Annotated in this window: 23 protein-coding genes; 11 read left to right on the top strand and 12 right to left on the bottom strand. The window is 67.3% G+C overall.

The window, feature by feature from the left end; genetic code table 11:
* Positions 1-73: 73 nt before the first annotated feature.
* From IEY43_RS18390 to IEY43_RS01070, 7 genes are read left to right on the top strand one after another with little or no spacing between them, the layout of a single operon-like run.
* A complete protein-coding gene (locus tag IEY43_RS18390; RefSeq protein WP_188946736.1) occupies positions 74-2,536 on the top strand; it encodes a GMC oxidoreductase in 2,463 nt (820 codons plus the stop codon).
* Positions 2,523-4,424: a hypothetical protein gene (locus IEY43_RS01095; protein WP_188946735.1), complete on the top strand. Its 1,902-nt coding sequence runs from the start codon at positions 2,523-2,525 to the stop codon at positions 4,422-4,424. The genes IEY43_RS18390 and IEY43_RS01095 overlap by 14 nt, the downstream gene beginning before the upstream one ends.
* Positions 4,421-5,473, top strand: coding sequence for an alpha/beta hydrolase (locus IEY43_RS01090; RefSeq protein ID WP_188946734.1), 1,053 nt, complete (start codon positions 4,421-4,423; stop codon positions 5,471-5,473). Before IEY43_RS01095 ends, IEY43_RS01090 begins: the two co-directional genes overlap by 4 nt.
* Entirely contained in the window at positions 5,470-6,396 is a 927-nt protein-coding gene (locus IEY43_RS01085; protein WP_188946733.1) for an acetoacetate decarboxylase family protein, read from the top strand. Before IEY43_RS01090 ends, IEY43_RS01085 begins: the two co-directional genes overlap by 4 nt.
* Positions 6,393-6,890, top strand: a complete 498-nt coding sequence (locus tag IEY43_RS01080) for a hypothetical protein (protein WP_188946732.1) — start codon at positions 6,393-6,395, stop codon at positions 6,888-6,890. Before IEY43_RS01085 ends, IEY43_RS01080 begins: the two co-directional genes overlap by 4 nt.
* Positions 6,887-7,312, top strand: a complete 426-nt coding sequence (locus IEY43_RS01075) for a hypothetical protein (protein ID WP_188946731.1) — start codon at positions 6,887-6,889, stop codon at positions 7,310-7,312. Before IEY43_RS01080 ends, IEY43_RS01075 begins: the two co-directional genes overlap by 4 nt.
* Positions 7,309-8,613: a patatin-like phospholipase family protein gene (locus IEY43_RS01070; RefSeq protein WP_188946730.1), complete on the top strand. Its 1,305-nt coding sequence runs from the start codon at positions 7,309-7,311 to the stop codon at positions 8,611-8,613. Before IEY43_RS01075 ends, IEY43_RS01070 begins: the two co-directional genes overlap by 4 nt.
* Before the next feature lie 53 nt (positions 8,614-8,666).
* Here the strand turns inward: IEY43_RS01070 and IEY43_RS01065 are convergent, their stop codons facing one another.
* From IEY43_RS01065 to IEY43_RS01050, 4 genes are all read right to left on the bottom strand, one after another.
* On the bottom strand, positions 8,667-9,542 hold the full coding sequence (locus tag IEY43_RS01065; protein ID WP_188946729.1) for a phosphotransferase: 876 nt from the start codon (positions 9,540-9,542) through the stop codon (positions 8,667-8,669).
* A gap of 181 nt (positions 9,543-9,723) precedes the next feature.
* Entirely contained in the window at positions 9,724-12,459 is a 2,736-nt protein-coding gene (gene acnA / locus IEY43_RS01060; protein ID WP_188946728.1) for an aconitate hydratase AcnA, read from the bottom strand.
* A 164-nt stretch (positions 12,460-12,623) separates the two neighbouring features.
* The gene (locus IEY43_RS01055) at positions 12,624-13,946 is read right to left on the bottom strand and encodes a class I SAM-dependent RNA methyltransferase (RefSeq protein ID WP_188946727.1); all 1,323 of its coding nucleotides are present in this window, start codon (positions 13,944-13,946) and stop codon (positions 12,624-12,626) included.
* Between the two features lie 5 nt (positions 13,947-13,951).
* Positions 13,952-15,970: an APC family permease gene (locus tag IEY43_RS01050; RefSeq protein WP_188946726.1), complete on the bottom strand. Its 2,019-nt coding sequence runs from the start codon at positions 15,968-15,970 to the stop codon at positions 13,952-13,954.
* A 145-nt stretch (positions 15,971-16,115) separates the two neighbouring features.
* On the opposite strand from IEY43_RS01050, the gene IEY43_RS01045 reads away from it, so the two are divergent.
* A complete protein-coding gene (locus IEY43_RS01045) occupies positions 16,116-16,793 on the top strand; it encodes a potassium channel family protein (protein ID WP_308425033.1) in 678 nt (225 codons plus the stop codon).
* A gap of 15 nt (positions 16,794-16,808) precedes the next feature.
* Positions 16,809-17,474, top strand: a complete 666-nt coding sequence (locus IEY43_RS01040) for a potassium channel family protein (protein WP_188946725.1) — start codon at positions 16,809-16,811, stop codon at positions 17,472-17,474.
* 102 nt (positions 17,475-17,576) lie between these two features.
* Here the strand turns inward: IEY43_RS01040 and IEY43_RS01035 are convergent, their stop codons facing one another.
* From IEY43_RS01035 to dut, 4 genes are all read right to left on the bottom strand, one after another.
* Positions 17,577-18,296: a DUF3159 domain-containing protein gene (locus IEY43_RS01035; RefSeq protein WP_188946724.1), complete on the bottom strand. Its 720-nt coding sequence runs from the start codon at positions 18,294-18,296 to the stop codon at positions 17,577-17,579.
* Positions 18,297-18,360: 64 nt separating this feature from the next.
* On the bottom strand, positions 18,361-18,735 hold the full coding sequence (locus tag IEY43_RS01030; protein ID WP_188946723.1) for a hypothetical protein: 375 nt from the start codon (positions 18,733-18,735) through the stop codon (positions 18,361-18,363).
* A gap of 4 nt (positions 18,736-18,739) precedes the next feature.
* Complete coding sequence (locus tag IEY43_RS01025; protein WP_188946722.1) at positions 18,740-19,498, bottom strand: DUF3710 domain-containing protein; 759 nt, start codon at positions 19,496-19,498, stop codon at positions 18,740-18,742.
* A 37-nt stretch (positions 19,499-19,535) separates the two neighbouring features.
* On the bottom strand, positions 19,536-19,994 hold the full coding sequence (gene dut, locus IEY43_RS01020; RefSeq protein WP_188946721.1) for a dUTP diphosphatase: 459 nt from the start codon (positions 19,992-19,994) through the stop codon (positions 19,536-19,538).
* A 139-nt stretch (positions 19,995-20,133) separates the two neighbouring features.
* Here dut and IEY43_RS01015 point away from each other — a divergent pair, with 139 nt between their 5' ends.
* A complete protein-coding gene (locus IEY43_RS01015) occupies positions 20,134-20,664 on the top strand; it encodes a DUF3093 domain-containing protein (protein WP_188946720.1) in 531 nt (176 codons plus the stop codon).
* Positions 20,665-20,767: 103 nt separating this feature from the next.
* Here the strand turns inward: IEY43_RS01015 and IEY43_RS01010 are convergent, their stop codons facing one another.
* Complete coding sequence (locus tag IEY43_RS01010; RefSeq protein ID WP_188946719.1) at positions 20,768-21,070, bottom strand: DUF4193 family protein; 303 nt, start codon at positions 21,068-21,070, stop codon at positions 20,768-20,770.
* A gap of 260 nt (positions 21,071-21,330) precedes the next feature.
* Here IEY43_RS01010 and sepH point away from each other — a divergent pair, with 260 nt between their 5' ends.
* Positions 21,331-22,383 (top strand): septation protein SepH, encoded by a 1,053-nt coding sequence (gene sepH / locus IEY43_RS01005; RefSeq protein ID WP_188946718.1) that lies wholly within the window; start codon positions 21,331-21,333, stop codon positions 22,381-22,383.
* 89 nt (positions 22,384-22,472) lie between these two features.
* Here sepH and IEY43_RS01000 read toward each other — a convergent pair whose 3' ends face one another.
* Genes IEY43_RS01000 through IEY43_RS00990 form a run of 3 tightly spaced genes read right to left on the bottom strand, consistent with a single transcriptional unit; the run spans position 22,473 to position 26,961 of the window.
* Positions 22,473-23,645 (bottom strand): alkaline phosphatase family protein, encoded by a 1,173-nt coding sequence (locus tag IEY43_RS01000; RefSeq protein WP_188946717.1) that lies wholly within the window; start codon positions 23,643-23,645, stop codon positions 22,473-22,475.
* Between the two features lie 15 nt (positions 23,646-23,660).
* Positions 23,661-24,248 carry a DUF5998 family protein gene (locus tag IEY43_RS00995; RefSeq protein WP_188946716.1) on the bottom strand — a complete coding sequence of 196 codons (588 nt, stop codon included), beginning with the start codon at positions 24,246-24,248 and terminating at the stop codon, positions 23,661-23,663.
* A 52-nt stretch (positions 24,249-24,300) separates the two neighbouring features.
* Positions 24,301-26,961, bottom strand: coding sequence for a bifunctional acetate--CoA ligase family protein/GNAT family N-acetyltransferase (locus IEY43_RS00990; protein ID WP_188946715.1), 2,661 nt, complete (start codon positions 26,959-26,961; stop codon positions 24,301-24,303).
* Positions 26,962-26,972: the final 11 nt, after the last annotated feature.

Genomic DNA, 26,972 nt, shown 5'->3' with positions numbered 1-26,972 from the left:
GGTAAGATGAGCCTAATTCTGGACACGAGGCTATCCACCTCGCGAATCTGCTAGGTCTTCCCAGGAGGGGGACATGGGGGAAATTCGTGCCGGCCGGGTGCCGACGGAATATGTAGATGCAGTTGTGGTCGGTTCGGGGTTCGGCGGTTCGGTGGCGACCTACCGCCTGGCCGAGGCCGGCAAGCAAGTGGTCCTGATGGAACGCGGCCGATCCTACGGGCCCGGCGATTTCGCCCGCTCCCCGGCGGAATTGGCCACCGCCTTTTGGGATCCGAGCGAAAAACTCTACGGGCTGTTCGACGCCTGGACACTGCGCGGCCTGGAGGGGCTGGTCTCCAGCGGTCTGGGCGGCGGCTCGCTGATCTACGCGAACGTGCTGCTGCGCAAGGACGAGAAGTGGTTCGTCAACGAATCCCCGCTGCCCGGCGGCGGCTATGAATCCTGGCCCATCGGGTACCGGGACCTGGAGCAGCACTACCAGCGCGTCGAGGACATGATCGGCGTGAACCGCTACCCCTACCCTGACACCGCCAAGACCAACGCCTTCGAGCAGGCCGCCCGGGCCGGCGGCCACACGGTGTTCCGTCCGCCGCTGGCGGTGAGCTTCTCCACCGATGCAAGCTCCCCCGCCCAGCCGGGCAGGATGCTGCCGCTGGCGGATTACGGCAACATCCACGGCAAGCCCCGCACCACCTGCACGCTGTGCGGCGAATGCGATCTGGGCTGCAACTCGGGAGCCAAGAACACCCTGGACCACAACTACCTTTCCGCGGCGGCGGCAACCGGCAACGCCGATCTCCGCACGCTGCACGAGGTGCGCGGCTTCTCCCGAGAGACCGACGGCAGCTGGCTGGTGCGCTACGTCGTCCACGACCCGCAGCAGCCCGCCGCCACCGCAGACCTGCCCGAACGGCTGATCCGCTGCGCCAAGCTGCTGCTGGCCGCCGGCACCTTTGGCACCAGCTACCTGCTGCTGCGCAACCGGATGACCCTGCCGGGGATCAGCCCGGCGCTGGGCACCCGATTCAGCAGCAACGGAGACCTGCTGGGACTGCTGTTCAACGCCAGCGAACAGGTGGAAGGCCGCACGGTGCCGCGCCGGCTCTACGGCAACCACGGCCCGGTCATCACCAGCACCGTGCGAGTCGCGGACGCAGCGGACGGCAACGGGGCCACCGGACGCGGCTACTACCTGCAGGACGCCGGCTACCCGGCGTTCTTCAACTGGCTCATGGAACTCTCGCAGTTCCGCCAGGCCCTGCCGCGCGCCGGCAAGGTGGCCGCGAAGATCCTCGAGAACCGGCTGTTCCAGCAGAACCGCAGCAGCATCTCCGCCGACCTGGCCATGGCGCTGGGCCAGGGGAGCTTCTCCAGCACCGCGCTGCCGCTGCTGGGCATGGGCCGGGATGTGCCCGACGGGCGCATGTACCTGCGCGAGGGCCGCCTGGCCGCGGACTGGACGCTGTCCACATCACAGGAGTACTTCGAATCCGTGCGCGGCACCATGCGCGGCATCGGCGACCAGCTGGGCGCCGCCTTCAAGGACAACCCGCTGTGGAAGGCCCAGCGCGTGGTCACGGTGCATCCGCTGGGCGGGGCGCCGATCGGCGCGAACGACCGGGTCGGGGTCTGCGACCCGTGGTCCGCGGTGTACGGCCAGCCGGGCCTGTACGTGGTGGACGGCGCCGCCATGCCGGGTCCGGTCGGCCCGAATCCGTCGCTGACCATCGCCGCGATGGCGGACCGGGCCTGCGAGCACCTGCTCGACCAGCAGTGGGCCTCCCCTGGCGCCGCGGCCGGGGCCGCCCCCGCCGACGCAGCTGCCGAGGACACCGCCACGGACGCGCAGGATCCGGCCGGGCTCTTTAATCCCCGGGCCACCACGGTGGCGTTCACGGAGACCATGCGCGGGCACGTCACCCTGGGTGTGGGCGAACCGAAATCCGGCCTGGAGCAGGCGTCGCTGCGCCATGAGCGGATGATGTTCACCCTGACCATCACCGCCAAGGACATCGAGCGCTTCACCGACGACCCACGCCACCCGGCGAGCGCCGAGGGCTTCCTCGACGCGGACGTGCTGGGCGGGCATTGCCCGGTGCTGCGCGGCTGGTTCAACCTGTTTGTGCCCGACGGGCAACAGCGCCGGCTGATGCTGTACCGGCTGCACATCCAGTCCCCCGGCGGGCGGAAGCTGACCATGGTGGGGTTCAAGGACATCCAGGACGGGCCGGGCCTGGACCTCTGGCCGGACACCACGACGCTGTTCGTGCAGCTGCTGGACGGACACGTCTTCCCGCCGCCTCCGGAACTGCCCGCGGCCTCCGGGTTGCTGGCCTCCGAGGACCCGGCGGTGCTGGGATCCGGCGTCCTGTACATCGAGCCGTTGGACTTCGCACGCCAGCTCACGACCTTCAGGGCGCAGGGCCCGCGCAAACTCCAGGCGCTGTCGGCCTTCGGAGGGCTGTTCCTCGGGTCGCTGTACCGCAGCTACCTTGCACCGCGCCGCTCCGGGAAGCCTGATCATGAACCAGCATGAGTTGGCGCAGTTCGAGCATGAACTGGGGTTCCGCCCCCGGCCGGCGGTGCGCTGGCTGTCCCCGCCCGAGCTGCTGCGCACCGGCATCCAGTCATTGGCCGCCCACGTCTTCCTGGGGTTCATGGACAACCGGGAAACGCAGAGCATCTTTCCGCAGCGGGCCCTGGACTTGGGCGGCTTCCCGCCGCAGGAGCAGGGCCGCTGGATCGACTTCATCGCTGACCTGGGCGACGGCTTCGACGCGACCTACACCATGGCCTGGGCGCTGGCCCAGCCCGAGCTGCAGGTACAGGCCGCGGATCCCGGCCGGCCGCAGGTGGCGTTGCCCAAGTCGCAGCTGCTGGTCATGGGCGGTGACGAGGTCTACCCCGCAGCGTCCGAACGCGCCTACGAGGACCGGCTGGTGCGCCCCTACCGGGCCGCGTCGCTCCCGGGGCCGCCGGCCGCGCTGCTGGCGCTGCCCGGAAACCACGACTGGTACGACGGGCTGACGGCCTTCGAACGCATCTTCTGCCAGCAGGCGAAGATCGGCGGGTGGCAGACCCTGCAGTCCCGCGGCTACTTCGCCGCGCGGCTGACGAACCTGGAAGCCAACACCGTGCAGAAGACCTGGTGGCTGGTGGCGCTGGACAGCGAACTGGGCAGCTACATCGACCGGCCGCAGCTGCAGTACTTCGAGGCGGAGGTGACGCGGCACCTGAAGCCGGGCGACGCGATCATCCTGTGCGCCTCCTCCCCCACCTGGGAGGCCACCGGGACGCTGCCGGACGGCGACCCGAACGCGAACAACGCGCTGCGCTACTTCGAGAACCACTACCTGTTGCGGCGGACGGATCCGGCGACCGGGGAATCGACGCCCACCGGGGCGCAGATCCGGGTGCGGTTGAGCGGGGACAAGCACCACTACGCGCGCTACGCCCAGCTGCATGAGCAGGCAGGGCCGGAAGACCCGCGGCGCGAGCAGCTGCTGACCTGCGGGCTGGGCGGGGCCTACCTTTCGGGGGCCCGGCACCTGTCGCCCGAGCTGCTGCTGCCGCCCACCGGTTCGCGGGAGATGGTGAATCCGGCCGAGCGCCAGCGGTATGCGCTGGCCGACACCGTATACCCGACGCCCGCGCAGGAGCGGGCGCTGCACTGGAAGCTGGCCAACCCGTTCAGCCAATTTTTCCTGCCCTGGCGCAACCCGTGGTTCAGCACCGGGCTGGGTGTGGTGCACCTGGGCTGCTTCATGTTCTTGTGCACCATTTTCTCCGGGATCACCGGGGATTCGTACCCCGAGGCGCTGGGTTCGGGCGACTGGGTCCACGCCGCGGGCATTGTGGTGTTCCTGTTCGTGGTGCCGCTGCTGGTGGCCCTGCTGCTGTGGCTGGCGCGCAACGCCCGGGGATTGGTCAAGGCCGGGCCCGGGGACTCCGGGAGAGCCAGCCCGCTGGTGCAGCCGCTGCTTCTTGTCGGGGTGCAGCTGCTGCTGGCGTCGGGCATCTTCACGGGGCTCATCGCCCTGCCCTGGCAGCGGAGCTGGAGCGCCGGGTGGATCACCGTGCTGCTGGCCGCGGTCTATGCCACGGTGCTGGGCGCGGCCGCCGGCACGATGGCCTTTGCACTGCATTTGGTGTTCGCCCCGTCCGGGGCGGTGGGCCGGCTGAAGATGACGGCGCTGGCCTACGAGGACGGCAAGGGGTTCTTGCGTATGCACCTGCGCGAGGACGGCACCCTGGTGATCTATCCGGTGATTGCCGACACCGTCGTCCACGACTGGGAGACCGGGCCCAGCACCCGTAACCAGATGCGCCCGGTGCCCGTCGGCGGGCTGCCGCAGCTGCGCCTGCTGGAGGATCCGATCATCGTGAGCATCAACGGCTTCAGCACCCCGGGAGGTGTCCAATGACCACAGTGCAGACAACCCGCGCCGATCATGCGACCGAGGTGGTGCAGTTTTCGGCTGACGACGGGCTGCCGCTGACACTCATCCACGTATCATCGCGCCGTTGCCCGGACGCCCCGCGCGGACCGGTGCTGCTGGTGCACGGGGCCGGGGTGCGCGCCGAGCTGTTCCGGCCGCCGATCGCCCGCACCCTGGTGGACGCCCTGCTGGACGAGGGCTGGGACGTGTGGATGCTGAACTGGCGCGCGTCCATCGACCTGCCGCCGGTGGCCTGGACGCTGGATGACGCGGCAGTGTTCGACCATCCGGCGGCGGTGCGCGAGGTGCTGGCCCGCACCGGGGCGGAGTCGCTCGCGGCGTTCGTGCACTGCCAGGGGTCGACCTCCTTCACCATCGCGGCCGTGGCCGGGCTGCTGCCGCAGGTGCGCACCATCGTCTCCAATGCCTCCTCGCTGTTCGTGGACGTCCCCTGGGTGTCCCGCCAGAAGATCACCCACCTGCTGCCGCTGCTGGGCGGGTTCACCCCGATGCTCTCCCCGCGCTGGGGCTACAAGTCCCAGGGGTATTTCTCGCGCATCGTGCGTTCAGGGGTGAAGCTGACCCACCACGAATGCGACAACACCGTCTGCCGGCTGGTGTCCTTCACCTACGGGGCAGGGCACCCGGCCCTGTGGTCCCATGCGAACCTGGATGACGCCACCCACCGCTGGATCATCGGGGAGTTCGCCGGCGCCCCGTTGTCCTTCTTCCGCCAGATGGCCGACAGCGTCAAGGCAGGATACCTGGTGCCCACCGGGAAGCGCAGCCAGCTTCCCGCCTCGCTGGTGGACGGGCCGCCGCGCACCGAGGCGCGGTTCTCCTTCATCGCCGGGGCGGACAACCGCTGCTTCCTGCCGCAGGGGCAGCGGCGCACCTACGAGTTCTTCGACCACTACGCCCCCGGGAAGCATTCGCTGCACGTGATTCCCGGCTACGGGCATCTGGACCTTATTTTCGGCAGGGACGCCTGGCGCGACACCTATCCTCTGATCCTTCAGGAGCTTGCATCATGAATCTGCTACCCCCGCTGCGTTCGGCGCTGCGCCTGCTGCCCTCCGCGCTGCCGGCTCGCCAGCGGCAGCTGTCCGGGCAGAAGGCCACCGTGGACGGCATCAGCTACCTGCTGCCGGTGAACTCCGAGCCCTCGCCGGTCCTGATGACCGCGTTCCCCGTCGACGCCAAAGCGGCCGCGCGGCTGATCCCCGGCGAGGAGCTGCATCCGTTCCGTCTGCCGGGAGGGAAATCGCTGCTGATGGTCACCGTGATCAATTACCTGGCCACGGATATCGGCGCCTATATCGAGTACTCGCTGGCCCTGGCGGTCACCCGCGGCATGCGGCCGGCGCCGCCGCTGCTGCCCATGCTGTTCCAGAAAACCCTGAACCTGGGGCAGTACGTGGTGGATTTGCCGGTGAGCACGGAGATCTCGGTCAAGGGCGGCAAGGGCATCTGGGGCATGCCAAAGCACCAGGCCAGCCTCGACTTCAAGGTGACGGACCAGACAGTGTCCAGCGCCTACGAGCTGGACGGGGTGAAGGGCGCGCTGGTGGAGATCGACCGCCCGGCGCCCACCGCGCTGCCGATCAAGGTCGGTGCGGTGAACTACTGCTCGTTCCGCGGCATGCTCTACAAGTCGAGCATCTACTTCCAGGGCACCGCCGACGTGTCGATCGGCCGGCAGGCCAAGGCGCGGCTGGAGTTCGGCGACCTGCCTCAGGTGGCAGGGCTGGCCGGGTTGGATTTCGACCCGCAGCCGGTGTTCACCCTGTATATCCCCGATTCGCACGGGGTGCTGGATGACCATTACGAGGCATGGTTCCAGTACGGCCGTGACCGCGCCCCCTACGGCGGGGACGGCATGGATTCGGTGGTCGGGCTGGGGCTGGGCGAAGACTGGCCCGACCCTCCGCAACGGGACCAAAGCCGAGTCCAATGAGCGCGGCACTGGCCTGGACCGCACTGGTTTCGGCACTGGTCACCGTCTTTGGGGCATCGTTGTATCTCGGATTCATGACGGTGGCGCAGTTCTTCCTGCGTCCGGTGTTTCTCGGCTTGCGGCTCGATGAGCTGTCGACGGTCTTCGCTGTGCCCATCACGGCGATCACCCGTTTCCTGGGGATCATGTTCCTCCCCTTGCTGGTCGCCCCGTTGGTCCAGATGTGGCTGGGCCGCACCCACGTGTGGGCGCTGGCCTTCGCCATCGCCACCGCCGCGGCATACATGTTCCTGGCCTTGTGGTTTGCGCTGTCCATGCGTCCGGTCAACCAGCAGCTGCTGACCGGTGCGGTGACCGACGAGTCCGAGCTGCGCGCCACGATGCGCCAGTGGGTCACGCGCAACTGGGCGAGATTCTACGCAGCATTGGTTTACTGGGCGGCCGCGGTCGGTTATCTGCTGGCGGGCCATGAATTATGGGAGGCACTGCCATGAAACGCACATCAGTAAAATCCTGTTCCGGCCCGCTGCTGGATCGCGCGGCGCTTGGCATCGGTGCTGTCACCGTGGTGTCCGGGGCAAGCCAGGCGGCTGCTCCGGGCCTCGTGCTGAAGCTCGTCGGGGCCGAGAATTCGCCGGCGACCTGCCAGCTGTTCGGAACGGTCGGCATGTTCATGACGGTCACCGGCGGGATGTTGACCCACTCGATGCTCTGCCGCAAGTCGATGCGCCTGGCGCTGTTCTGGTCCGTGGTCCAGAAGGCCGGCGCGGTCGGCGCGGTCGCGATTGGGGTGCGCCGCGGCGTGTTCGCCCGCCGGGCGCTGGCCGTCGCGGCGTTCGACCTGCTCTCGGCCGCGGTGCTGGCCGCCGGCCTGGGCGCGAAGATGCTCCCGAAGCATGAACGGACGCTGCGGTGAAACGCTCGCTGGTGCTCGCCGGCGGAGGCATGCGCGTCGCCTGGCAGGCTGGCGTGCTCAAGGCCCTGGAAGAAGCGGGCCTGGAGTTCACCCATGTGGACGGGACCTCCGGCGGAATCCTGAACACCGCCATGATGCTCTCCGGGCAGGATGCAGACCAGATGATGAAGCATTGGGCCTCGGTGAAGGTCTCCCATTTCTCCTCGCCGTTGCCGCTGCGCGACTACCTGCGGGGGCCATGGAACCTGCCGGCGCTTTCCAGCCCCGAGGCAATGATCACCAAGTTGTTCCCCTCCATGGGCGTGGATGTGGAGGCCATCCGGAAAAGCAAGACTCCCGGGACGTTCAACATCGCGAACTTCACCGAAAAGCGAAGCATCGCGGTCTCATCCAAAGACGTGGACCCGCAGCTGCTGGTGGCGGGCATGAGCTTGCCGATTTTCACCGCGCCGCTGCATCGCGACGGGGCCACCTGGACCGATGCGGCGTGGATCCGGGATGCGAATATCACCGCGGCGCTGGATCATGGCGCTAGGGAAATCTGGTTGGTCTGGTGCGTGGGCAACTCCCCGTACTGGGGCAACGGCCCGCTGGAACAGTACGTGCACATGATCGAAATGAGCGCCACCGGCGGGCTGCTGGCCGATTTCGAGCAGGCCAAGGCCGCTGGACGTGAATTCGTCCTGCATGTCATCAAGCCGGAGCACCCGCTGCCGCTGGACCCGGTCTTCTATCTGGGGCGGATCAGCGCGTCGACGCTGATGTCCATGGGCTACCGGGACGCGGTCGCCTATCTTGAGCGGTCTCGGCCGGAAGGGGTTCACGCCGATTACCGATGCACCGCCATGACCGATGGGCCGGTTGGCGTCAGCTGGAACGAACAGTTGTCCGGGCATGGGTTCGGGGTGCGGCTGACCGTGTGGCTGCCGCTGGATGATATGCAGCCCGGAACCGTGACCGGGTTTATCACCGGGCGGCGCGGGAAGCCTCCGATCCCCTTGGCCGCCGGCGGCGTCGTGCGCACCGCCACCGCGTGGGAATACCGGGCACGGGCCAGGATCGATGGCAGCTGGGTTCCGCTGGTCATCCGGCGGGACGTTCCCGCAGGGCGGTCGATCTTCGAGCAGCTCCCGCGGGCTGCAGCGGAGCTCGGCACCCGGCGTGCGAAGCTGCGGATGGGACTGCTCGGACGGATCCGCATGCTCATCTCGCTGGAGCCCTTCGGCGCCCACGGACTTCGGCAGCGGATCTTCGCCGTCCGGGACACCCTGAAGATGCTGCGCACCGCGCGTTCCGAATAGGGCTGCCGGCACCGTGGATCACCGGCGGGTGGCCGATGCCGGCCTGGCGGTCTTCAGCACCCGGCAAGCTGCAAGGCCCGGCCGAGCATGCGCTGGCCCTGGGCTTCGAAGTCCTCGGCGCCGAGGCGGTAGGCATAGACGACCGTGCCGATAGCCTCATGCAGGCATTCGATCGGCCAGCTGCGTGCCTGTCGCGGGTCGCCGCCGTAGCCCTGCAGGAAAGCCTTTTCAAGCTCGGGGCGCCCCAGCCATTGCTGGTTGGCCAGCCGCACCAAGTCGGTGGACGGTGCACGGTAGTCGAAACGGCCGAAATCGATGACCTTCAAGTTTCCATGGTCGCTCAACCAGTTGCGCGGCTGCCAGTCGCCGTGGGTTGGAACCAGCCGGACCGGCCGCGGCCGGTAGGCCCGCAGGGCCTCGTAGGCCCGGCGTTCGTTCTCCGGTTCGATCCGGTGCCCTTGTCCCAGCCGCTTCAGGCTCACGGCCAGCAGCTTCGATTCGTATTCTGCGTCGAGCCGCCCCGTGCCCTGGTGCAGGGTTCGCAGGGCGTGTCCGGCCTGGCGGTGGAATTCCGGGTCCAGTTCCCGTGCGGTGTGCTCGCTGAGGCGTCCGGGAAGATATTCGAGGATCATGAGCCTGGCCCGGGAATCGGCGAAACGCAGCGCAGCGCCGAACCCCGACTCGACCAGTGCCGCCGTCGGCCCGCTGTGGGCGACAAGTTCCCGCTCGAAATGACGGTTCACGGCTCCGGCGCTTTTGAGGATGTAGTCGCTTCCGGGGGTACGCAGGTGCAGGACCAGGGTATCGGTCTCATGCCAGGAGAGGTCCGCGACTACGGTGCAGTCAGGCAGCCAGCGTTCGACCGCATCGAGTTGCGCTGGATCCAGGAACTGGTCTAGACGGGGTTTTCGAGTCGTCATCTCGCGCATCGCTGCTTTCACCTTGGCAGGGCTGATTGGCGGTCCGGACGCATCCGGGCAGCTGCTCGCCGCCCGAACATTCTTGCACGTTTAACACCGTGAGACCCAAGGCCGGGGCCTTGGGTCTCACGGTGTTCCGGGTTGCGGAACTACCTAGGGTTCACGTCGATCAAGGATCGAAGCGGGATCCTTAGTTGGCGGCTGCGATCTGGCGCAGCACGTACTGCAGGATGCCACCGTTGCGGTAGTAGTCTGCTTCACCCGGGGTGTCGATACGCAGGACTGCGTCGAACTCGACGACCTTGCCGTCTTCAGCGGTTGCGGTGACCTTCAGGGTCTTCGGGGTGACACCGTTGTTCAGTTCGGTGACGCCGGAGACTGCGAAGGTTTCGGTGCCGGTCAGGCCCAGCGAGTCAGCCGACTCGCCTTCTGGGAACTGCAGCGGCAGAACGCCCATGCCGATCAGGTTCGAGCGGTGGATGCGCTCGAAGGACTCGGTGATGACAGCCTTGACGCCCAGCAGTGCGGTGCCCTTGGCGGCCCAGTCACGCGAGGAGCCCGAACCGTATTCCTTGCCGCCCAGGACGACCAGCGGAGTGCCGGCGGCCTTGTAGTTCTCTGCAGCGTCGTACACGTACGACTGCGGAGCACCTTCCTGGGTGAAGTCGCGGGTGAAGCCACCCTCGACGCCGTCCAGCAGCTGGTTCTTGATGCGGATGTTCGCGAAGGTACCGCGGATCATGACTTCGTGGTTGCCACGGCGCGAGCCGTAGGAGTTGAAGTCCTTGCGATCCACGCCGTTCTCGATCAGGTAGCGACCAGCCGGGGTCTCCGACTTGAAGGAACCTGCAGGCGAGATGTGGTCGGTGGTGACCGAATCGCCCAGCTTCAACAGCACGCGGGCACCGTCGATGTCCTGGACAGGCTGCGGCTCGGCGGTCATGCCGTCGAAGTACGGTGCCTTGCGGGCATAGGTCGACTTCTCGTCCCATGCGAAGGTCGAACCCTCAGGGGTGTCCAGTGCCTTCCAGCGGGCGTCGCCCTCGAAGACTCCCTCGTAGCCCTTGGCGAACATCTCCTTGTCGATCGACGAGTCGATGATCTGCTGGACCTCGACCGGCGATGGCCAGATGTCCTTCAGGAAGACGTCGTTGCCCTCGGTGTCCTTGCCCAGCGAGTCGGTCTCGAAGTCGAAGTCCATGGTGCCGGCCAGGGCGTAGGCGATGACCAGTGGCGGGGAAGCCAGGTAGTTCATCTTCACGTCCGGGTTGATGCGACCTTCGAAGTTGCGGTTGCCCGAGAGCACTGCGGTGGCGGCGAGGTCGTTGGCCTGGATGGCCTCGGAGATCTCGGCATCCAGCGGACCGGAGTTGCCGATGCAGGTGGCGCAGCCGTAGCCGACCACGAAGAAGCCGAGCTTCTCCAGGTATGGCAGCAGGCCGGAAGCCTCGTAGTACTCGGTGACGACCTTCGAGCCCGGGGCGACCGAAGTCTTGACCCATGGCTTGGAGGACAGGCCCTTCTCGGCGGCGTTGCGAGCCAGCACTGCTGCTGCAAGCATCACCGAAGGGTTGGAGGTGTTGGTGCACGAGGTGATCGATGCGATCGAGACCAGGCCGTGGTCCAGGGTGAACTGGGTTCCATCTTCCTTGGTGACCTCGACGGCGACCGATGGGCGGCCTGCGCCCTGGGTGTCCTCGGTGTCCGACACGTAGTTGTGCAGGTCCTTGCGGAACTGCTCCTTCGAGCTCGACAGCTCGATGCGGTCCTGCGGACGCTTCGGGCCGGCGATCGATGGAACCACGGTGGACAGGTCCAGTTCCATGTACTCCGAGAAACGGATCTCGCGGCTTGGATCGTGCCACATGCCCTGTTCCTTGGCGTAAGCCTCGACCAGTGCGATGTTCTCCTCGCTGCGGCCGGTCAGGCGCAGGTAGTCGAGGGTGACATCGTCGATCGGGAACATGGCTGCGGTCGAACCGAACTCAGGGGACATGTTGCCGATGGTTGCACGGTTGGCCAGCGGCACTGCTGCCACGCCTTCACCGTAGAACTCGACGAACTTGCCCACAACACCGTGCTTGCGCAGCATTTCGGTGATGGTCAGCACCACGTCGGTGGCGGTCGCGCCGGCCGGGATCTCGCCCGAGAGCTTGAAGCCGACAACACGCGGGATCAGCATGGAGACAGGCTGGCCGAGCATCGCTGCCTCAGCCTCGATGCCGCCAACGCCCCAGCCCAGCACGCCCAGGCCGTTGACCATGGTGGTGTGCGAGTCGGTGCCGACGCAGGTGTCCGGGTAGGCACGCAGTACGCCGTCGACCTCGCGGGTCATGATGGTGCGAGCCAGGTACTCGATGTTGACCTGGTGCACGATGCCGGTGCCCGGTGGGACGACCTTGAAGTCGTCAAACGCGGTCTGGCCCCAGCGCAGGAACTGGTAACGCTCCCCGTTGCGCTGGTACTCGATCTCCATGTTGCGCTCGACGGCGCCTTCGAAACCGAAGGTGTCGATCTGCACCGAGTGGTCGATGACCATTTCGGCAGGAGCCAGTGGGTTCACACGGGTTGGGTCGCCGCCCAGTTCCTTGACGGCCTCGCGCATGGTGGCAAGGTCGACAACACATGGAACGCCGGTGAAGTCCTGCATGATCACACGGGCCGGGGTGAACTGGATTTCGGTGTTCGGCTGCGCCGAAGCATCCCACTGTCCCAGCGCCTTGACGTGCTCGCCGGTAACGTTCGCACCATCTTCGGTGCGAAGCAGGTTCTCCAGAAGAACCTTAAGGCTGTAGGGAAGGCTTTCTGAGCCTTCGACCGTATTCAGTCGGTAAATTTCGTATTCGGTTCCATTGACGTCAAGTACGCCCTTGGCACCGAAGCTGTCCACATTGCTCACGTGGGACTCCTCTCGCCAGACACTCATTCTGTTGCACGCACACACTCGCATTCCAGTTAGGAGTTCCTAACTGAGATTCTCATGCTTGTATCGTTGCAGAGCTAAAAACAGTCTATCGCCAACTAGGACAAAAAGAATGAACAGGGATAATTTTCCGCCAAATTCGTGTCCAAACGGCAATATTCGCCGGTCTAACGGCGTACAAAGAGCCCGATCGACTCCATGTGGTGGGTGTGCGGGTACAAATCGTGAATCTCCATGTGCGCTAATTCGTAGCCACGGGAGGTCAATCGAGCGGTATCCCGGGCGAAAGATGCCGGGTCGCAGGAGACGTAACAAATGCGCGAAACACCGCTGGAACCCAATTCGGCGGCCACCTGCTTGTCGATTCCGGCCCGCGGCGGGTCGAGCACGACCGCATCGAGCTGGGCGTCGCGGGCGACCTGGCGCAGCACGCGTTCCACGCGGCCGCGGATGACGCTGGCCTGGCGCAGCTCGCGCAGGTTCTTCTTGGCATCGGCGTGGGTGCCCGGCGCGCCCTCGATGGAGAACACGCGCCCTTCGGGACCCACGGCCTTCGCCAGCGGCAGCGAGAACAGGCCCGCCCCGGCGTACAGGTCCGCGATCTGCTCACCGCGCGCCGGTTCGGTCAGTTCCAGGACCCGTTCGCTCAGCACGGTGGCCGCGGCGCGGTGCACCTGCCAGAAGCCCTCGCCGGTGATGCGGAAGCCCTCCCCCAGCACTGACTCCTGCAGCCAGCTGCGCCCGGTCAGCGCCTGCAGCTCGCCGCGGCCGTCGGCGGCCGAGCCGCCCTGCTGGCTGAAGGCCGCTACGTTGACGCCCTCGGGGAACTGGCGGGCCGCCTTGCGGGCCGCGCCGGGGCGGGACTCGGCCAGCAGGATCAGCACGGTGGCGTCGTCCGCGCTGGAGACAGCGGCCTCCACCCGCTCGATACCGCTGAAGTCCATCGCGTACAGCCCGGTGCGCTCGATGGCCGGGTGGGCCAGCGGCATGGAGTCGATGGCGGTGAGCGTATTGCTGCGGAAGCCGCTCATGGCCAGCTTGCCGTCGGCGTCCACGGAGTAGGACATGCGGGTGCGCCAGCCCAGGCCGTCGCCCTGCCCGGCCACCGGCTGCACGGCGGGGAAGTTGTAGTCCTCGGCCTTCAGGCCGCCCAGCCGGGTCAGCTGCTCGGCGGCCACCGCGGCCTTCAGCTCGCGCTGGTGCTCCAGGGTGATGTGGCCGAATTCGGCGCCGCCCACCGGGTCGCGGCGGCGCAGGGCGTCGGCCGCGGCCCAGAAATGCGGAACGCGGTGCTCGCTCGCTTCCTGCACCTCCACGACGTCGGCGCGCCAGAACTTGGCGTTCTCGCCGCTCTCGGTCAGCCGGACGGTGACCAGTTCGCCGGGGATGCCGTGGCGGACGAAGATGACCCGCCCCTCGTGGCGGGCCACGGTGTGTCCGCCGTGGGCGATGGCGCCCAGGCGCAGGGTCAGGGTGGGTAATTCAGTCACGGGGTTTAGTCCTTCGGCAGGGGTTTGGGTTCGCGGTGGGCCGAGGATTCCTCGGTCGGCCCGCCGCCCAGGGCGTTCTTGGCGCTCAGCAGGCGCCAGGGCACGGAGGCGATCAGCACCCCGGGCTCATAGTGCAGCCGGTTCTTCACCCGCAGGGCGGTCTGGTTGTGCACCAGCTGCTCCCACCAGTGGCCGACCACGTATTCGGGAATGTAGACCACGATCAGATCACGCGGGGACTCGCGCTTGATCGAGCGGATGTGCTCGATCAGCGCCCCGGGGATGTCGCGGTAGGGCGATGCCAGCGCGGTGATCGGCACCGGGATGCGCAGCCGCTCCCAGTCCTGCAGGGTGCGCTGGGTCTTCTGCGGCTCCACGTCGACGATGATCGCTTCGAGCTTCGAGGGGCGGCTGGCCCGGGCGAAGGCCAGCGCGCGCAGCACCGGTTTGCGCAGCGTGGAGACCAGCACCAGGGCGTGCACGCGCGCCGGCAGCGCGGTGGCCTGGCCTCCGTCCTCGATGGACAGTTCGGCATCCACCTGCTGGTAGTGGCGGTGCAGCGAGTTCATCACGAACATCAGCAGCACGATACCCAGCACCGCGATCCAGGCGCCGTGCACGAAGCGGGTGGCCAGCACGATCAGCAGGACCAGCCCGGAGAGCACCAGGCCCACCAGGTTCAGCAGGCGCTGGCGTTTTTTCGCGGCGCGGATGCGCCGGTCCGCGACCGGGACCAGCTCGCGGTTCCAGTGCTTGAGCATGCCCAGCTGGCTCAGCGTGAAGGAGACGAACACACCCACCACGTACAACTGGATCAGGATCGTGACATCGCCCTGGAACACCAGGACCAGCAGCACCGCGGCGACGCCCAGGGACAGGATGCCGTTGGAGAAGCCCAGCCGGTCACCGCGCGTGCGCAGCTGGCGGGGCAGGTAGCCGTCGGTGGCCAGGTGGCTGGCCAGCGACGGGAAGGAGTTGAAGGCCTGGTTGCCGGCCAGCAGCAGCACCAGGATGGTCAGCACCGAGACGACCACGGTGCCCAGCATGAAGTCGCCGAACACCGCCTGCGCCAGCTGGCCGAGCACCGGCACCTGGACATAGTCCGCGGACACCGGCAGCCCGTCCAGCATCAGGGACTTCTGGGGGTCGGCGACGACCTTGATGCCGCTGGCCCGCGCCAGCATCAGCGTGCCCAGGGTCAGCACCCCGGAGAGCAGTCCAACCACCAGCAGGATGCGCCCGGCGTTGCGGGCGCGCGGCTTGGCCAGGGACTGGACGTTGGAGATCGGCACCTCGATGCCGGTCAGCACCGCGGAGCCGGTGGAGAAGGCGCGCAGGATCAGCAGCGCGCCCACCACGCCGTGCAGCCCGTTGGAGAACTGCTCCTCGGGCACAATGGTGAACTCGGCGCTGGGCGCCAGGCCCAGCTTGCCGGTGGCCGCCAGCAGCCCGCCGATCGCGATCAGCGCCAGCATGCCGAAGACGAACAGGTACACCGGCACCGCCAGCGCCCAGCGGCTCTGGCCGCGCCCGCGCAGGTTCGCCACCACCAGGAAAACCACGATGCCCGCCGCGACCAGGCCGCGGTGCTCCCCCAGCACCGGGAACAGCCCGCTGAGGTACTGGGCGGCCGAGGAACTGGAGACCGCGACGGTGAGCACGAAGTCCACCAGCAGGGCCGCGGCCACGGCGGTGCCCGGCCGGGCGCCGAGGTTCGTGCGCACGATCTCGTAGTCGCCGCCGCCGGAGGGGTAGGCCTTGATGGACTGCCGGTAGGACAGCACCAGCACCACGAGCACCACCAGCACGGCCACGCCCACCGCCGGGGAGAGCATGGTCGCCGCGACGCCGGCCATGGCCAGGGTCAGCAGGATTTCGTCCGGGGCGTAGGCCAGCGAGGACAGGGCGCTGGAGGAGAAAACCGGCAGCGCAATTTTCGGTGGGAGCGGCTTCTTTTTCAGCTGTTCGGTGCTGAAGGGCCGGCCCACGAGGATCCGTTTCAGACCATCAAATAAAGCAGGCACGAGACAACGTTATCGCAGGCTCCGCGCGGCATGCCGTCTTCATTGGGCTCAACGCGGCGCCGATCAGCGCTATTGTTGCATTCGTGGCACCAGCAGCGGTGCCGCGACGATGTTCATCCTGATGCTGGACCCCGAGGAGTTTTTGGTGGCGCACTTTGTGATCATGGGCTGCGGCCGAGTGGGTGTGGCGTTGGCCCATACGCTGGATTCCGCCGGGCATTCGGTGGCGGTCATCGACCAGAACCCGGAGGCCTTCCGCCGGCTCAGCGACGAGTTCTCCGGCAGCAAGGTCACCGGCCTGGGCTTCGACAAGGACACCTTGGAGCAGGCGAAGATCGACGAGGCCTACGCCTTCGCGGCGGTCTCCAGCGGTGATAATTCCAACATTCTGGCCACCCGCGTCGCCCGCGAAACCTACCACGTGCCGCATGTGGTCGCCCGCATCTACGACCCGGGCCGCGCCGAGATCTACCAGCGGCTGGGCATCCCCACGGTCGCCGCGGTGCGTTGGAGCACCGACCAGGTGCTGCGCCGCATCCTGCCGGACTACTCGATGCGCGGGGACTTCCGCGAGCCCTCGGGCCGCCTGGTGTTGACCGAGGTGGCGCTGCACCGCGAATGGTACGGCCGCCTGGTCAAGGACCTGGAGGCCGCCGCCGGGGTGCGCGTGGCCTACCTGACCCGCTTCGGCGAGGGGACCATCCCGGAAAGCCGCACCCGGCTGCAGGGCGGGGACCTGATCCACGTCATGATGCACCTGGACCGCAGCCAGGAAGTGGAAAAGATCCTGGCCAGCGCCCCCAAGCCCGCCCCTGCAGACTAAGCGAAAGGCCGAAGAATGAAGGTTATGATCGCCGGAGCCGGCTCGGTCGGGTCCTCCATCGCCCGCGAGCTGGTGGCCAACCACCACGAGGTGCTGCTCGTGGACCTCAAGGCGGAAATGCGGCAGCGCGCCGACCTCGAAGGGGTCAAATGGCTGATCGGCGACGCCTGCGAGCTCGCCGTGCTGCAGCGCCTGCAGCTGGAGGACTACGACGTGGTCGTCTCCGCCACGGGCGACGACAAGGTCAACCTGGTGGTTTCGCTGCTGGCCAAGAGCGAGTTCGGGGTGCGCCGCACCGTGGGCCGCGTGAACAATCCCAAGAACGAGTGGATGTTCGACGACGCCTGGGGCGTGGACGTCGCGGTGAGCACCCCGCGGCTGATGACCGCGCTGGTCGAGGAGGCCGTGGAGGTCGGCGACCTAGTGCGCCTGCTCACGCTGAAGGCCGGCGAGGTCTACCTGGTGGAGTTCACCGTGCCGCATGATTCGGGCATGATCGGGCGCACCATCGGGCGCGTGCCGTGGCCGGAGGAAACCACGCTCATGGCCGTGGTGCGCGACAAGACCCCGTTCCCGCCCAGCGACGACGATGTCATCGAGGGCGGCGACGAAATCTTCTTCATCACCACCCCGCAGGCCGAACCGCTGCTGCGCCGCGTGCTGCAGGCGGCCACCCGGTAGCCGGCGCCGCCTCGGAAAAGGGAAAACCCCGCCCATCCCGCAACGGGATGGGCGGGGTTTTCGCCGTGCGCGGCCGCTGGGAGCGGAAACACGACGGCAGTACTAGGAGGCCAGGTCCTCGGGCGTCGGGGCGTGCCCGGCGGTGGCCGGGCGCGAGACCAGCCAGGCGAACCACAGGCCGGCCGCGTACAGCGGCACCCCCATCAGCGCGCGGGCGATGCCCAGCGAAACCACCTGGTCGGTGAAGTACATCGGCAGCTGCACGGCCAGGCGCAGCGCGAATACCGCGCAGATGATCCAGGTGGCGATGCCGTAGCGGCGCAGCCGGTCCGGCTGCTGGCGCCAGGCCACGCCCTCGTTGCGGATGAAGCCGAAGAGCAGGCCGATCAGCGGCCACTTCACGAAGATCGATGCCATCAGGGCCAGCAGGTAACCGCCGCTGATCAGGAAGCCGGGAACGTAGTAGTCCCGGGCGTCGCCCGAGGTGCGGGCCACCAGCGCGCAGATCAGGATGCCGATCAGGCCGCTGGCAGACTGCACCAGCGTCGACTTGTTCAGCAGGCGCAGCACCATGAAGACCACACCCAGCGCGATCGAGGACAGCAGCGCCCAGGACAGCTGGTTGCCCAGCGCGTAGACCAGCACGAACACGAAGCCCGGCACCACGGTTTCCAGGATGCCGCGCACCCCGCCCACGGTGGAGAGCACGTCGATGCCGCCGTCGGCGTTCTGCGCGACCTTGGCGTTCGCGCCGATCGCCTCGGCCAGGCTCGGCTTCTTCTCCGGCTCCGGCTGCTGGCCGGTCGGTGGGTTTTCGTTCACGGTGTTCTCGCTTCCGCCTGGTGGGGCTGGTCCGGCAGGCGCTGCGGCCGGTGGCGTTCTTCGTTCACCCTCGGGGAACGGGAACGATGACGTAGCGCGGATTGTAAATGGTGGGGATCTGGTCGACGGGCGCGACCATCCCCGCGTAGCGGACCTTCACCCCGGGTTTGATGCCCGGAACGTTCTTCTGGCCCATGAACCTCAGCCGCACGTGCGGCGCGGTTCCGCGGCGCGGCGCCCCGCTGCCCAGCCGGTCGACCACCACCGCGGTCAGCAGCGGCGCCGCGTCGGGCGCCGAATAGCTGACCGACTGGATGTAGCCGGTGTGCTCCACCCTCCCCTTGGCCGGCAGCTGCTCCAGCGACTGCAGCCGGGTGAAGGTGCGGGCCGCCTGCGTGCCGTCGAGCTGCGGGGTGACCGGCTTGGATTCTAGGGGCACCAGGTTAGCCGATCTGGGTGATTTCCGGTCCGCGTTCCGGACGCTGCGCCGCCGCGTCCGGGTTCCCGGCATCGACCTGCGCCTCGGCGTCCGGTCGGGTCTGGGCGTTGTGCGGGACGTTCAGCGGGAGCAGTTCCTGCGGAGGCAGCGGCTTGTCGCCGCGGTTCACCACGATGCTGCGCAGCAGGTCGTCGACGGCCCGGGAGGCTTCCTCGTCGCCGATGGCGGCGCCCCCGATGACGGCGCGCAGGAACCAGCGCGGCCCGTCGATGCCCACGAAGCGCAACGCGACGTGGCCTGCGCGGCCGTCGGGCAGCTGCTGCGGCACCTGGGCCAGCAGCTCCTGGCCGTATTCGCCGTCGCGCTGGTAGATCTCGCCGTTCTGGCTGGCGATGTCCTCGCGGATCTTGTCGCTGATCCCGGGCCACAGCGAAGTGGACTTGGAGGCGGAGAACGCCATCAGCTGGACGCGGGACTCGGCCAGCTCCAGGGAGACCGCGATGACGCGCTGGTTGGACTGTTCGACGTCCATGCGCACCTTCAGCCCGGCAACCGGCTTGACCAGGATGGAGCCGAAGTCCAGGTAGTCGTCGGTGTTCTCGATGTCCGCGAAGTCGAACGGGCCGTTGAGCGTCGGCTTCTTGGCAGGCTGCTGCTCGGCCGGGTCCGCGCCCTCGGCGGCGGTCTCGGCGGCCTGCTCGACGGCGCCGGCCGCCTGCTCGGCTGCTGGCTCGGCTTTAGACTTCTTGCGCTTGAAAATCATGATGTCCTTAGAGAGTTTCGCTTGGCACCAAGCGTACCTAGTTGGCGCTGAATCCACCGGTCGAGCCGAAGCCGCCGGTTCCCCGGGCCGAATCCTCCAGGGAGTCGACCTGGACGAAGACCGCCTGCTCGACCTTCTGGATCACCAGCTGGGCGATGCGGTCGCCGCGGGAGATTTCAAAGGCCTGGTCCTTGTCGGTATTCAACAGGGTGACCATGATCTCACCACGATATCCGGCGTCGACGGTCCCCGGGGCGTTGACGATGGTGATGCCATGCTTGGCGGCCAGGCCGCTGCGCGGATGCACCAGTCCGACGTATCCGTGCGGCAGCGCCAAGGCGATTCCGGTCGGCACCAGGGCGCGCTGTCCCGGTTCGAGCACCAAGGAGGTGCGTGCATGCAGGTCAGCACCCGCATCCGAAGGATGGGCATAGCTTGGAACGGGTAGTTCGCTATCGAGCATCTTGATGGAGATTGAGATCGTAGGCTCGCTCATCGTGGTTTGGTCATCCCCCGGAACTCTGGAAAGTTGTAGCTGGTCTGCGTTTACCTGCACAACTCTATCGCGCCCGGCCGGACCGCGGACCACATCCGGCAGTTCGGCGTCCCCCGAAAGATTGCCTAGACTAGGACTCATGAGTAATAGCAGCCCAGAGGCTTCCAACGTCCTGTTTCGCGAAAAGATCTGGCCATCGTTCGGATCGTGGATGTGGCCGCTGCTGATTGCCCTCACCGCTGGCATCGCCGTGGCACCGATCAACATCGCTGCCGGTTACGCCACCGGCATCATCGTCATGCTGGCCCTGGCTGTCATCATGCTCCTTCGCGTGCCGGTCATCGAGGTCACCGGGCAGACCGTCACCGTCGGCCGCGCGACCATTGAACGCCGCTACATCGGGCAGGTCATCGGCTACCGCGGTGAAGAGGCCTTCAAGCAGCGCGGGCAGAAGCTGCACGGCCTGGCCTTCATGCTGCTGCGCGGCTACCTCGACGCGGTGGTCCGCATGGAAGTCACCGATGAACGCGACGCCACCCCCTACTGGCTGGCTTCGACCCGCCGCCCCGAAGAGCTCACCGCGGCGCTGGGCGGGATCATGTACGAATTCACCGACGAAGGCCGGCAGGCGGACGCCGCGGCGGACGAGGATCATCCCCGGGAGCCCTAGGCTTCCCCGCAACGCATCGAACCCCGGAACCCGCCGCAAGGCGGGGTCCGGGGTTCTTTTGCGCGCTCCGGGATGGCGGCACGCAGGCAGGAGGCGGGGCCGCTCAGCCTTCGCATTCGGCGCAGAACTTCTGCCCGCCCGCTTCGCGCACCAGCTGGGTGCGGTGGCGCACCATGAAGCAGGATGCGCAGGTGAACTCGTCGGCCTGCTCCGGCACGATGTCGATGCTGGCCTCTTCGGACTGGGCTTCTCCCCCGGGCAGGATGAACAGCTCGGCCAGCTCGGATTCCGATTCATCGATCAAGTTCGCCATTGCCGCGGTTTTCCCGGCTTTGAGCGCGGCAATTTCCCGGACCCGCGCCTTCTCGGCTTCGGCCGGGTGGACGGCGGCAGACTGTGTGGCCATGGTGATTGTCAGCTCTTTCCTGCAGGCGATGAAGTGGACGTCAATCCGCGGAAGGATTTTCATTCCGGCATAGAAGTATAACGTCCGAAGGCCCTGGAAACTGCCCGCGTTCGGCGGGCTATGCCCACGGCGGAAGCCCGAACGCAACTTTCTGCGTGAACTTGTCGACTAATCTTGCGCCACGCCCCGCCCGGTGGTAGGAAAATCGGGCGACAAGTGGCAAAGTTTTACACAGTAAATGAACCGTGTGGAGGGTAGTAATGCGTCAGCTGAGACTGGTAGGAATTCATGAAAATGGTTCCAGTCTGCAGGTCAGCAGCGACGACGGGATGAGCTTCGAGCTGCCCGTTGACGATGCCCTGCGCAGTGCCATGGCCGAAATCGCTCGTTCCAGGGCGCCGCGCAACCGTGATGAATCCTCGGTGCACACCCCCAGGGAGATCCAGGCCCGCGTGCGCGCGGGTGCTTCTGCCTACGATCTGGCGCTGGAGTGGGACGTTCCCGTCGAGTCGATCGTCAAGTACGAAGGGCCGGTGCTGGCCGAGCGCGAGCACATCGCCGAGCTCGCCCGCCGCGTGGAGGTTTCCGGTCCGCAGACCGATGCCGAGTACCGCGAAGTCTTCGGAGAGGAGCCCGCAGATCTGGGCTCCATGGTCGCCCACCGCTTGCACCAGCTGAATATCAATCCGCTCACGGCCCGCTGGGACTCGTGGAAGGATCCCGAGGGACAGTGGATCGTCACCGTCGAATTTGATTCGCCGCTGCAGGCCGACAATGTCGAGAAACTGGACAATGCGCTGCCGCAGCCGGACAACGTGGCCCGTTGGTCCTTCGCCCCGGCCCGCAAGACCTTGAGCAACCTGAACCGCTGGGCCCAGACCCTCAGCGAACAGGTCGCCCCGGAGTACTTCCGCCCGGTCTCGGCCATCTCGCAGGTCGAGGAACCCGCGGCTCCGGCCGCCCCGGAACCGGATGAGACCGAGGAGCTGGTATCCCTGCTCAATGCCCGCCGCGGCCAGCGTCCCAAGGACCAGGATCCGGAGCGCGAGGCCCGCTACAACGAAATCATCGAGCGGGGCATGAGCAAGTACGATGCCGAGGAAGACGAGTCGCTGCCGCACCTGCCGCAGGGCATCTCTCCGCGCACCTCGCAGCTGGTGATCGTCACCGACGCAGACAAGTCCTCCGGTTTGGCCCCGAAGCCTGCCGAGGAGCCTTCCGAGGACGGCGCCGGACGCAAGGCCAAGCGGTCTTCCGTGCCCAGCTGGGACGACATCATGTTCGGCAAGCGCAAAAAGGATACCGACTCCTAGGTCCGCACCCGCCCCACACTGAATACCAAAAACCCGGGAGCAGCCAGTTGGCTGCTCCCGGGTTTCTTGCGTGCGGCGGCCCCCGCCAGCTAGGCGGTACGGTGCACGAACAGCGGGACGAAACGCTCGGCCGCGGTGAGCGAGCCGTGCTGCCCCACCATCTCGAAGGCCATCGGCTTGACCCGGCGCCCATCGTAGAACGCGATGGCTTCGGCGGCCAGGATCATCAGGTCACCCAGGCGGGGCAGGAATTCGGGACGAACCGGTCCGAAATACCCGAGCTCCACGGCCTCATCGCGGCTGAGGATCCAGGCCTTGGACCCGTAGGCGCGCTGCCAGGCCTCGCGGACCTTGGCCCGCTGGGCCGCATCCGTGCCGGCGGCGAAGGTCAGCTGCACCCCGCGCGGCTCGCCGCTGGTCAGCTCCACGGCCTCGATGAGTTCGGGCTGCAGGCTGTAGTCGATGCGCTGCGATGCGGGCACGTCGACCATCCCGTGGTCGCCGGTGATCAGCACGGTGGTCTGCTCCGGCAGGCGCGAGACGAGGTTTTTGATGACGTAGTCCAGCTCTTCGAGCGTATCGCGCCACTGCGGGGAATCGACGCCGAACTTGTGCCCGGCCTTGTCCAGCTCGTTGAAGTAGGTGTAGACCAGCGCGTTGCGCTGCGCCGCGAACACCTCCGCGGTGGCGCGGGCCCGGGCCGCCGGCTGGCGCGCGGCGACGAACTTCGGGCCGCGCAGCGCCGCTCGGGTCAGCGCCGAGTTGGAGAATTGGTCGATGGACACCGTTGCGGCGTGGATGCCGTGTGCCGCGGCCTTTTCGAAGACCGTGGGCAACGGCTGCCAGGCCACGGGGTCCAGGTCGCCGGGCCACCCGCCGAGCTGGTTGACCACGCGGCGCCGGGCGGGGTCGACGACGTCGTAGCCGAGCATCCCGTGCTGACCCGGAGCCAGTCCGATGGAGAGGCTGGACAGCGAGGTCGCGGTGGTGGAGGGAAAACCGGTGCCCAGCTTCTGCGCGCGCTCGAACAGCGGACGCAGGAACGGCGCGTGTCCGAGGTGCGATTTCAGCTGGTTCCAGCCCAGGCCGTCGACCATGATCACGGCGACGCGCTTGGTGGGTTCCAGACCCAGCGGATTCGAGTAACCCGGGATGCCCAGCGCGTGGGCCGCCGAAGGCAGGATTTCCGACAGGGTGGCTGCGCCGTAGGCCGGCGCTGCGGGAAGTTTCTGGGCGGGGACAGGCAGGGAGGAGTCAGTCACGTTGGCTTGGCGTCCCTAGGCGATCGTCGCCAGGCGCAGGCGTACCGCGAATTCGCGGGCCTTGTCCACTGCACGCTGGCCGTCGGCCTCGGAACTTACGCGCAGCACCAGGTCCTCGGGCTGGGAAGTGCCGTTCAGGCCGTGGTCGGCTTCGCACTGCGGGTCGGCGCACTCGGCCGGAGCCAGGTCGATGCGCTTGGTGCCGTCCCAGGACATGCCGAAGGTCAGCTCGCGCACCAGGTCGCCGCTGCTGTAATGCTGCGGCTGGTGGTAGACGTAGCTGGTCGCCACCGACTCGATGCGGGCCAGGCTGATCATTTCCACCGACACCTGGGCCATCACGTCGTGGCCGTGGTCATCCAGCTGCTGGTCGTCGACGTGCACGATGAACAGCACTTTCTCGCTGCGCACCATGACGGTGATGTGGCGGTGGACCTCGGTGTGGTCGAAATGGGTCTCCAGATGCAGGAAGTGGTCCACTACCGGCAAGTCCAGCATTGCTTCGGCCAGCACGTCCTGGACCATTTGCGGGTAGAAGCCCGCGCGGACCAGGTCATGCTGGAGGTCGGCACCGGCAGTCGTCGAATAGGTTGCAGAGCTCATGATCCAATTCTACCCAGTGCGCCGCCGTGTTTCAGGTTTCGTGTCCTGCCGCTCAGCCGCGCAGCGCCCGGCGGATGCTGTCGGTGCGCCGTTCGGCATTCCCGATGCGCAGCTTGACCCCCAGCACGCTGAGCGAATCGGCGGACACGGACACCGGGGCGAACTGCGCGATGGTGACTTCCGGATGGTTGTCCTTGAACAGCGAGACGCGGGTGATGAAGTCCCGCAGCGCGTCCAGGTCCACCGCGGGCAGCCCCTGGTAGCCGAAGAGCCGGGCGCTGCTGCGCGGCCGGTGCATCAGCAGCGTCAGGTCCGTGGCGGAGAACGGCGCGACGCCGTGCGCCCAGTCGTCGAGCAGGTTCACCGCGTCCCCGCTGAGCCCGAAGGAGACCACCGGGCCCAGCAGCGGGTCCTCCATGGCCTTCACGACGCAGGCCTGCCCGGCCGAGGCCATGGACTGCACCTCCAGGGAGTCGACGCCGTACTGCCGCATCAGCTCGCTCATGTGGGTGAAGTCCGCGCGCAGGGTCTCGGCGTCCGGGATGTTCAGGCGCACCCCGCCCAGGTCCAGGCGCTGGCGCAGGTCCGGGTCGTTGGCCTTGAGCGCCACCGGCCAGCCCAGCGACTTCGCTGCGTCGACGGCCTCCTGCGCGGTATGCACCACCTGGGACGGAAAGATGTTGATGCCGTAGAAGCCCAGCAGCTTCGTGGTCTGCTCGGTGCTCAGCTTGCGCAGCTCGGTGCCCGGGATCCCGGCGGAGAGCTGGTGCAGGTAGTCCGCGGCGCCTTCCACGTCCAGCCCCTCGGGTTCGACCAGCGGCTCGAAGGGGATGTCGAGCCATTGGCGGTAGCCGTAGGCCTTGCCCAGCGCCCCGACGGCGGAGGTCGGCGAGGTGTAGACCGGCACCCCGTGGTGCACTCCCCCAGCGATCTTGCGGTCGATCTGCCCGGGCAGCACGGTGATCACCGGCTTGGGCTGGGTGGAGAATTCACGGAGCACCTCCAGCACAGCTTCGGTGGAAATGCCCGAATAGGACAGGTGGGCGAGGATCACCGCGTGCACCTCGGGATTCGCGACCAACTCCGCTACCCGTTCGCGCAGCTTGGGCAGCACCCGCGACTGGCCCAGCGTGTAGTCCAGTTCCCGGTGGTCGGCGGTGGCCTTCAGCTTGCATGCTTCGGCGACGTCGCAGACCACCTCGGCCAGGGTCAGCGAGTTGGAGAGCACGGCAACGTTTGGACCGGCCGGAGCCTTGTAGACCGAAAGCAGGCCCGCCACGTCCATGAGCTCTTCCACGGACTGCACGCGGATGACCCCGGACTGGCGCAGCATCGCGTTCAGGGCGCCGGGCGGGGCCTGGCCCACGCGGACCGAATGCCCCGGCGGAAGGCGGCGGCCCAGCAGGTCGGACTTGGCGACGATGACCGGCTTGCTGCGGGCCAGGCGCCGGGCGATGCGCGCGAACTTGCGCGGGTTGCCGAAGGATTCCAGGTGCATGGCGACGAGGTCGGTGCGCGGATCGTCCTCGAAATACTGCATGGCGTCGTTGCCGGAGACGTCGGCGCGCAGCCCCGAGGAGATGGAGCTGCTCACGCCCACCCCGTGCTGCACGCTGACCCCCTGGAGGATCGCTCCCATGGAGGCGGACTGGCTGAAAAGGCCCACGTTGCCGGCGGTGGGCTGCACCGTGGTTCCGGTGACGGTCATGCGCACCTCGGGGTCCGTGTTGACCAGGCCCAGCGACGCCGGCCCGACCACGCGCATGCCGTTGGCGCGCGCCAGCGACACCAGTTCGCGCTGTGCCGCCAGCCCATCGGCGTTCTCGTAGCCCGCGGTCATCAGCACCAGTCCCTTGACCCCGTGGGCGCCGCAGTCCTCGATGACGCCGGTCACCTGGTCGCGCGGCACGCAGACCACCGCGAGGTCCACCGGGCCCGGGATCTCGGACACCTTGCCGTAGGCCAGGTGCCCGCCGACTTCCAGCGCGGCATCGTTCACCGCGTAGGTGGCTCCGGTGTAGCCGCCCTCGACCAGGCGGTCCAGGACCCGGTGCCCCAGCTTGCCCCAGGTGCGGCTGGCGCCGACCACCGCAATGGACTGCGGGGCCAGCATGGCGGCCACGGAGCTGGCCTCGGCGCGGTGCTCGCGCGCCTCGGTCACTTCACGGGAGCGTTCGGTCGGGTTGATCGGGAATTCAAGCATGACCACTCCGTCTTCGAAGTGGCGGGCCACCGCGTAGCCGGCGTCGGAGAAGACCGTGAGCATCTTGCGGTTCTCCGGCAGCACCTCGGCGGTGAAGCGGGTGATGTCGTTCTCCCGGGCCGCCGCGGCAAGGTGCTCCAGCAGGATCGAGCCGATGCCGGTGCCCTGGTAGGCGTCGGACACGTTGAATGCGACTTCGGCCTCGGTGGGGTCGTCGAGCCGGTCGTAGCGGCCCACGCCGATGATGTTGCTGCCGCGGAAAACGGTAAAGGCGACGCGATTCACATGGTCGACATTCGTGAAGCGCTCGAGCTCTTTCGCGGTCAGCGAGGACTTGTACGTAAAATAGCGTAGGTAAACCGAGGTTTCGGATTGCTTATGATGCATGTCCTGCAAACCCTGCGCGTCAGCCGGGGTTATCGGCCGAAGATGTGCTGTGGTGCCGTCTCGAAGCACCACGTCTGCTTCCCAATGGGCCGGATATGCCACCGAAAGTTTACGATCCACCATAGGCTTAGGAT

The organism is Glutamicibacter protophormiae (assembly GCF_014647495.1).
Classification (GTDB): Bacteria; Actinomycetota; Actinomycetes; order Actinomycetales; family Micrococcaceae; genus Glutamicibacter; species Glutamicibacter protophormiae.
Note: the sequence above shows the minus strand (reverse complement) of the source record. Positions and strands in the feature narration are given on the sequence as shown.

Bases quoted from the DNA above. Each gene is read 5' to 3' on its own strand.
- IEY43_RS01085 (WP_188946733.1), top strand. From the start codon at position 5,470: ATGAATCTGCTACCCCCGCTGCGTTCGGCGCTGCGCCTGCTGCCCTCC.
- IEY43_RS01080 (WP_188946732.1), top strand. From the start codon at position 6,393: ATGAGCGCGGCACTGGCCTGGACCGCACTGGTTTCGGCACTGGTCACC.
- sepH (WP_188946718.1), top strand. From the start codon at position 21,331: ATGCGTCAGCTGAGACTGGTAGGAATTCATGAAAATGGTTCCAGTCTG.
- IEY43_RS01095 (WP_188946735.1), top strand. From the start codon at position 2,523: ATGAACCAGCATGAGTTGGCGCAGTTCGAGCATGAACTGGGGTTCCGC.
- acnA (WP_188946728.1), bottom strand. From the start codon at position 12,459: ATGAGTGTCTGGCGAGAGGAGTCCCACGTGAGCAATGTGGACAGCTTC.
- IEY43_RS01090 (WP_188946734.1), top strand. From the start codon at position 4,421: ATGACCACAGTGCAGACAACCCGCGCCGATCATGCGACCGAGGTGGTG.
- IEY43_RS00990 (WP_188946715.1), bottom strand. From the start codon at position 26,961: ATGGTGGATCGTAAACTTTCGGTGGCATATCCGGCCCATTGGGAAGCA.
- IEY43_RS01010 (WP_188946719.1), bottom strand. From the start codon at position 21,070: ATGGCCACACAGTCTGCCGCCGTCCACCCGGCCGAAGCCGAGAAGGCG.
- IEY43_RS01040 (WP_188946725.1), top strand. From the start codon at position 16,809: ATGAAGGTTATGATCGCCGGAGCCGGCTCGGTCGGGTCCTCCATCGCC.
- IEY43_RS00995 (WP_188946716.1), bottom strand. From the start codon at position 24,248: ATGAGCTCTGCAACCTATTCGACGACTGCCGGTGCCGACCTCCAGCAT.
- IEY43_RS01015 (WP_188946720.1), top strand. From the start codon at position 20,134: ATGAGTAATAGCAGCCCAGAGGCTTCCAACGTCCTGTTTCGCGAAAAG.
- IEY43_RS18390 (WP_188946736.1), top strand. From the start codon at position 74: ATGGGGGAAATTCGTGCCGGCCGGGTGCCGACGGAATATGTAGATGCA.
- dut (WP_188946721.1), bottom strand. From the start codon at position 19,994: ATGAGCGAGCCTACGATCTCAATCTCCATCAAGATGCTCGATAGCGAA.
- IEY43_RS01025 (WP_188946722.1), bottom strand. From the start codon at position 19,498: ATGATTTTCAAGCGCAAGAAGTCTAAAGCCGAGCCAGCAGCCGAGCAG.
- IEY43_RS01075 (WP_188946731.1), top strand. From the start codon at position 6,887: ATGAAACGCACATCAGTAAAATCCTGTTCCGGCCCGCTGCTGGATCGC.
- IEY43_RS01065 (WP_188946729.1), bottom strand. From the start codon at position 9,542: ATGCGCGAGATGACGACTCGAAAACCCCGTCTAGACCAGTTCCTGGAT.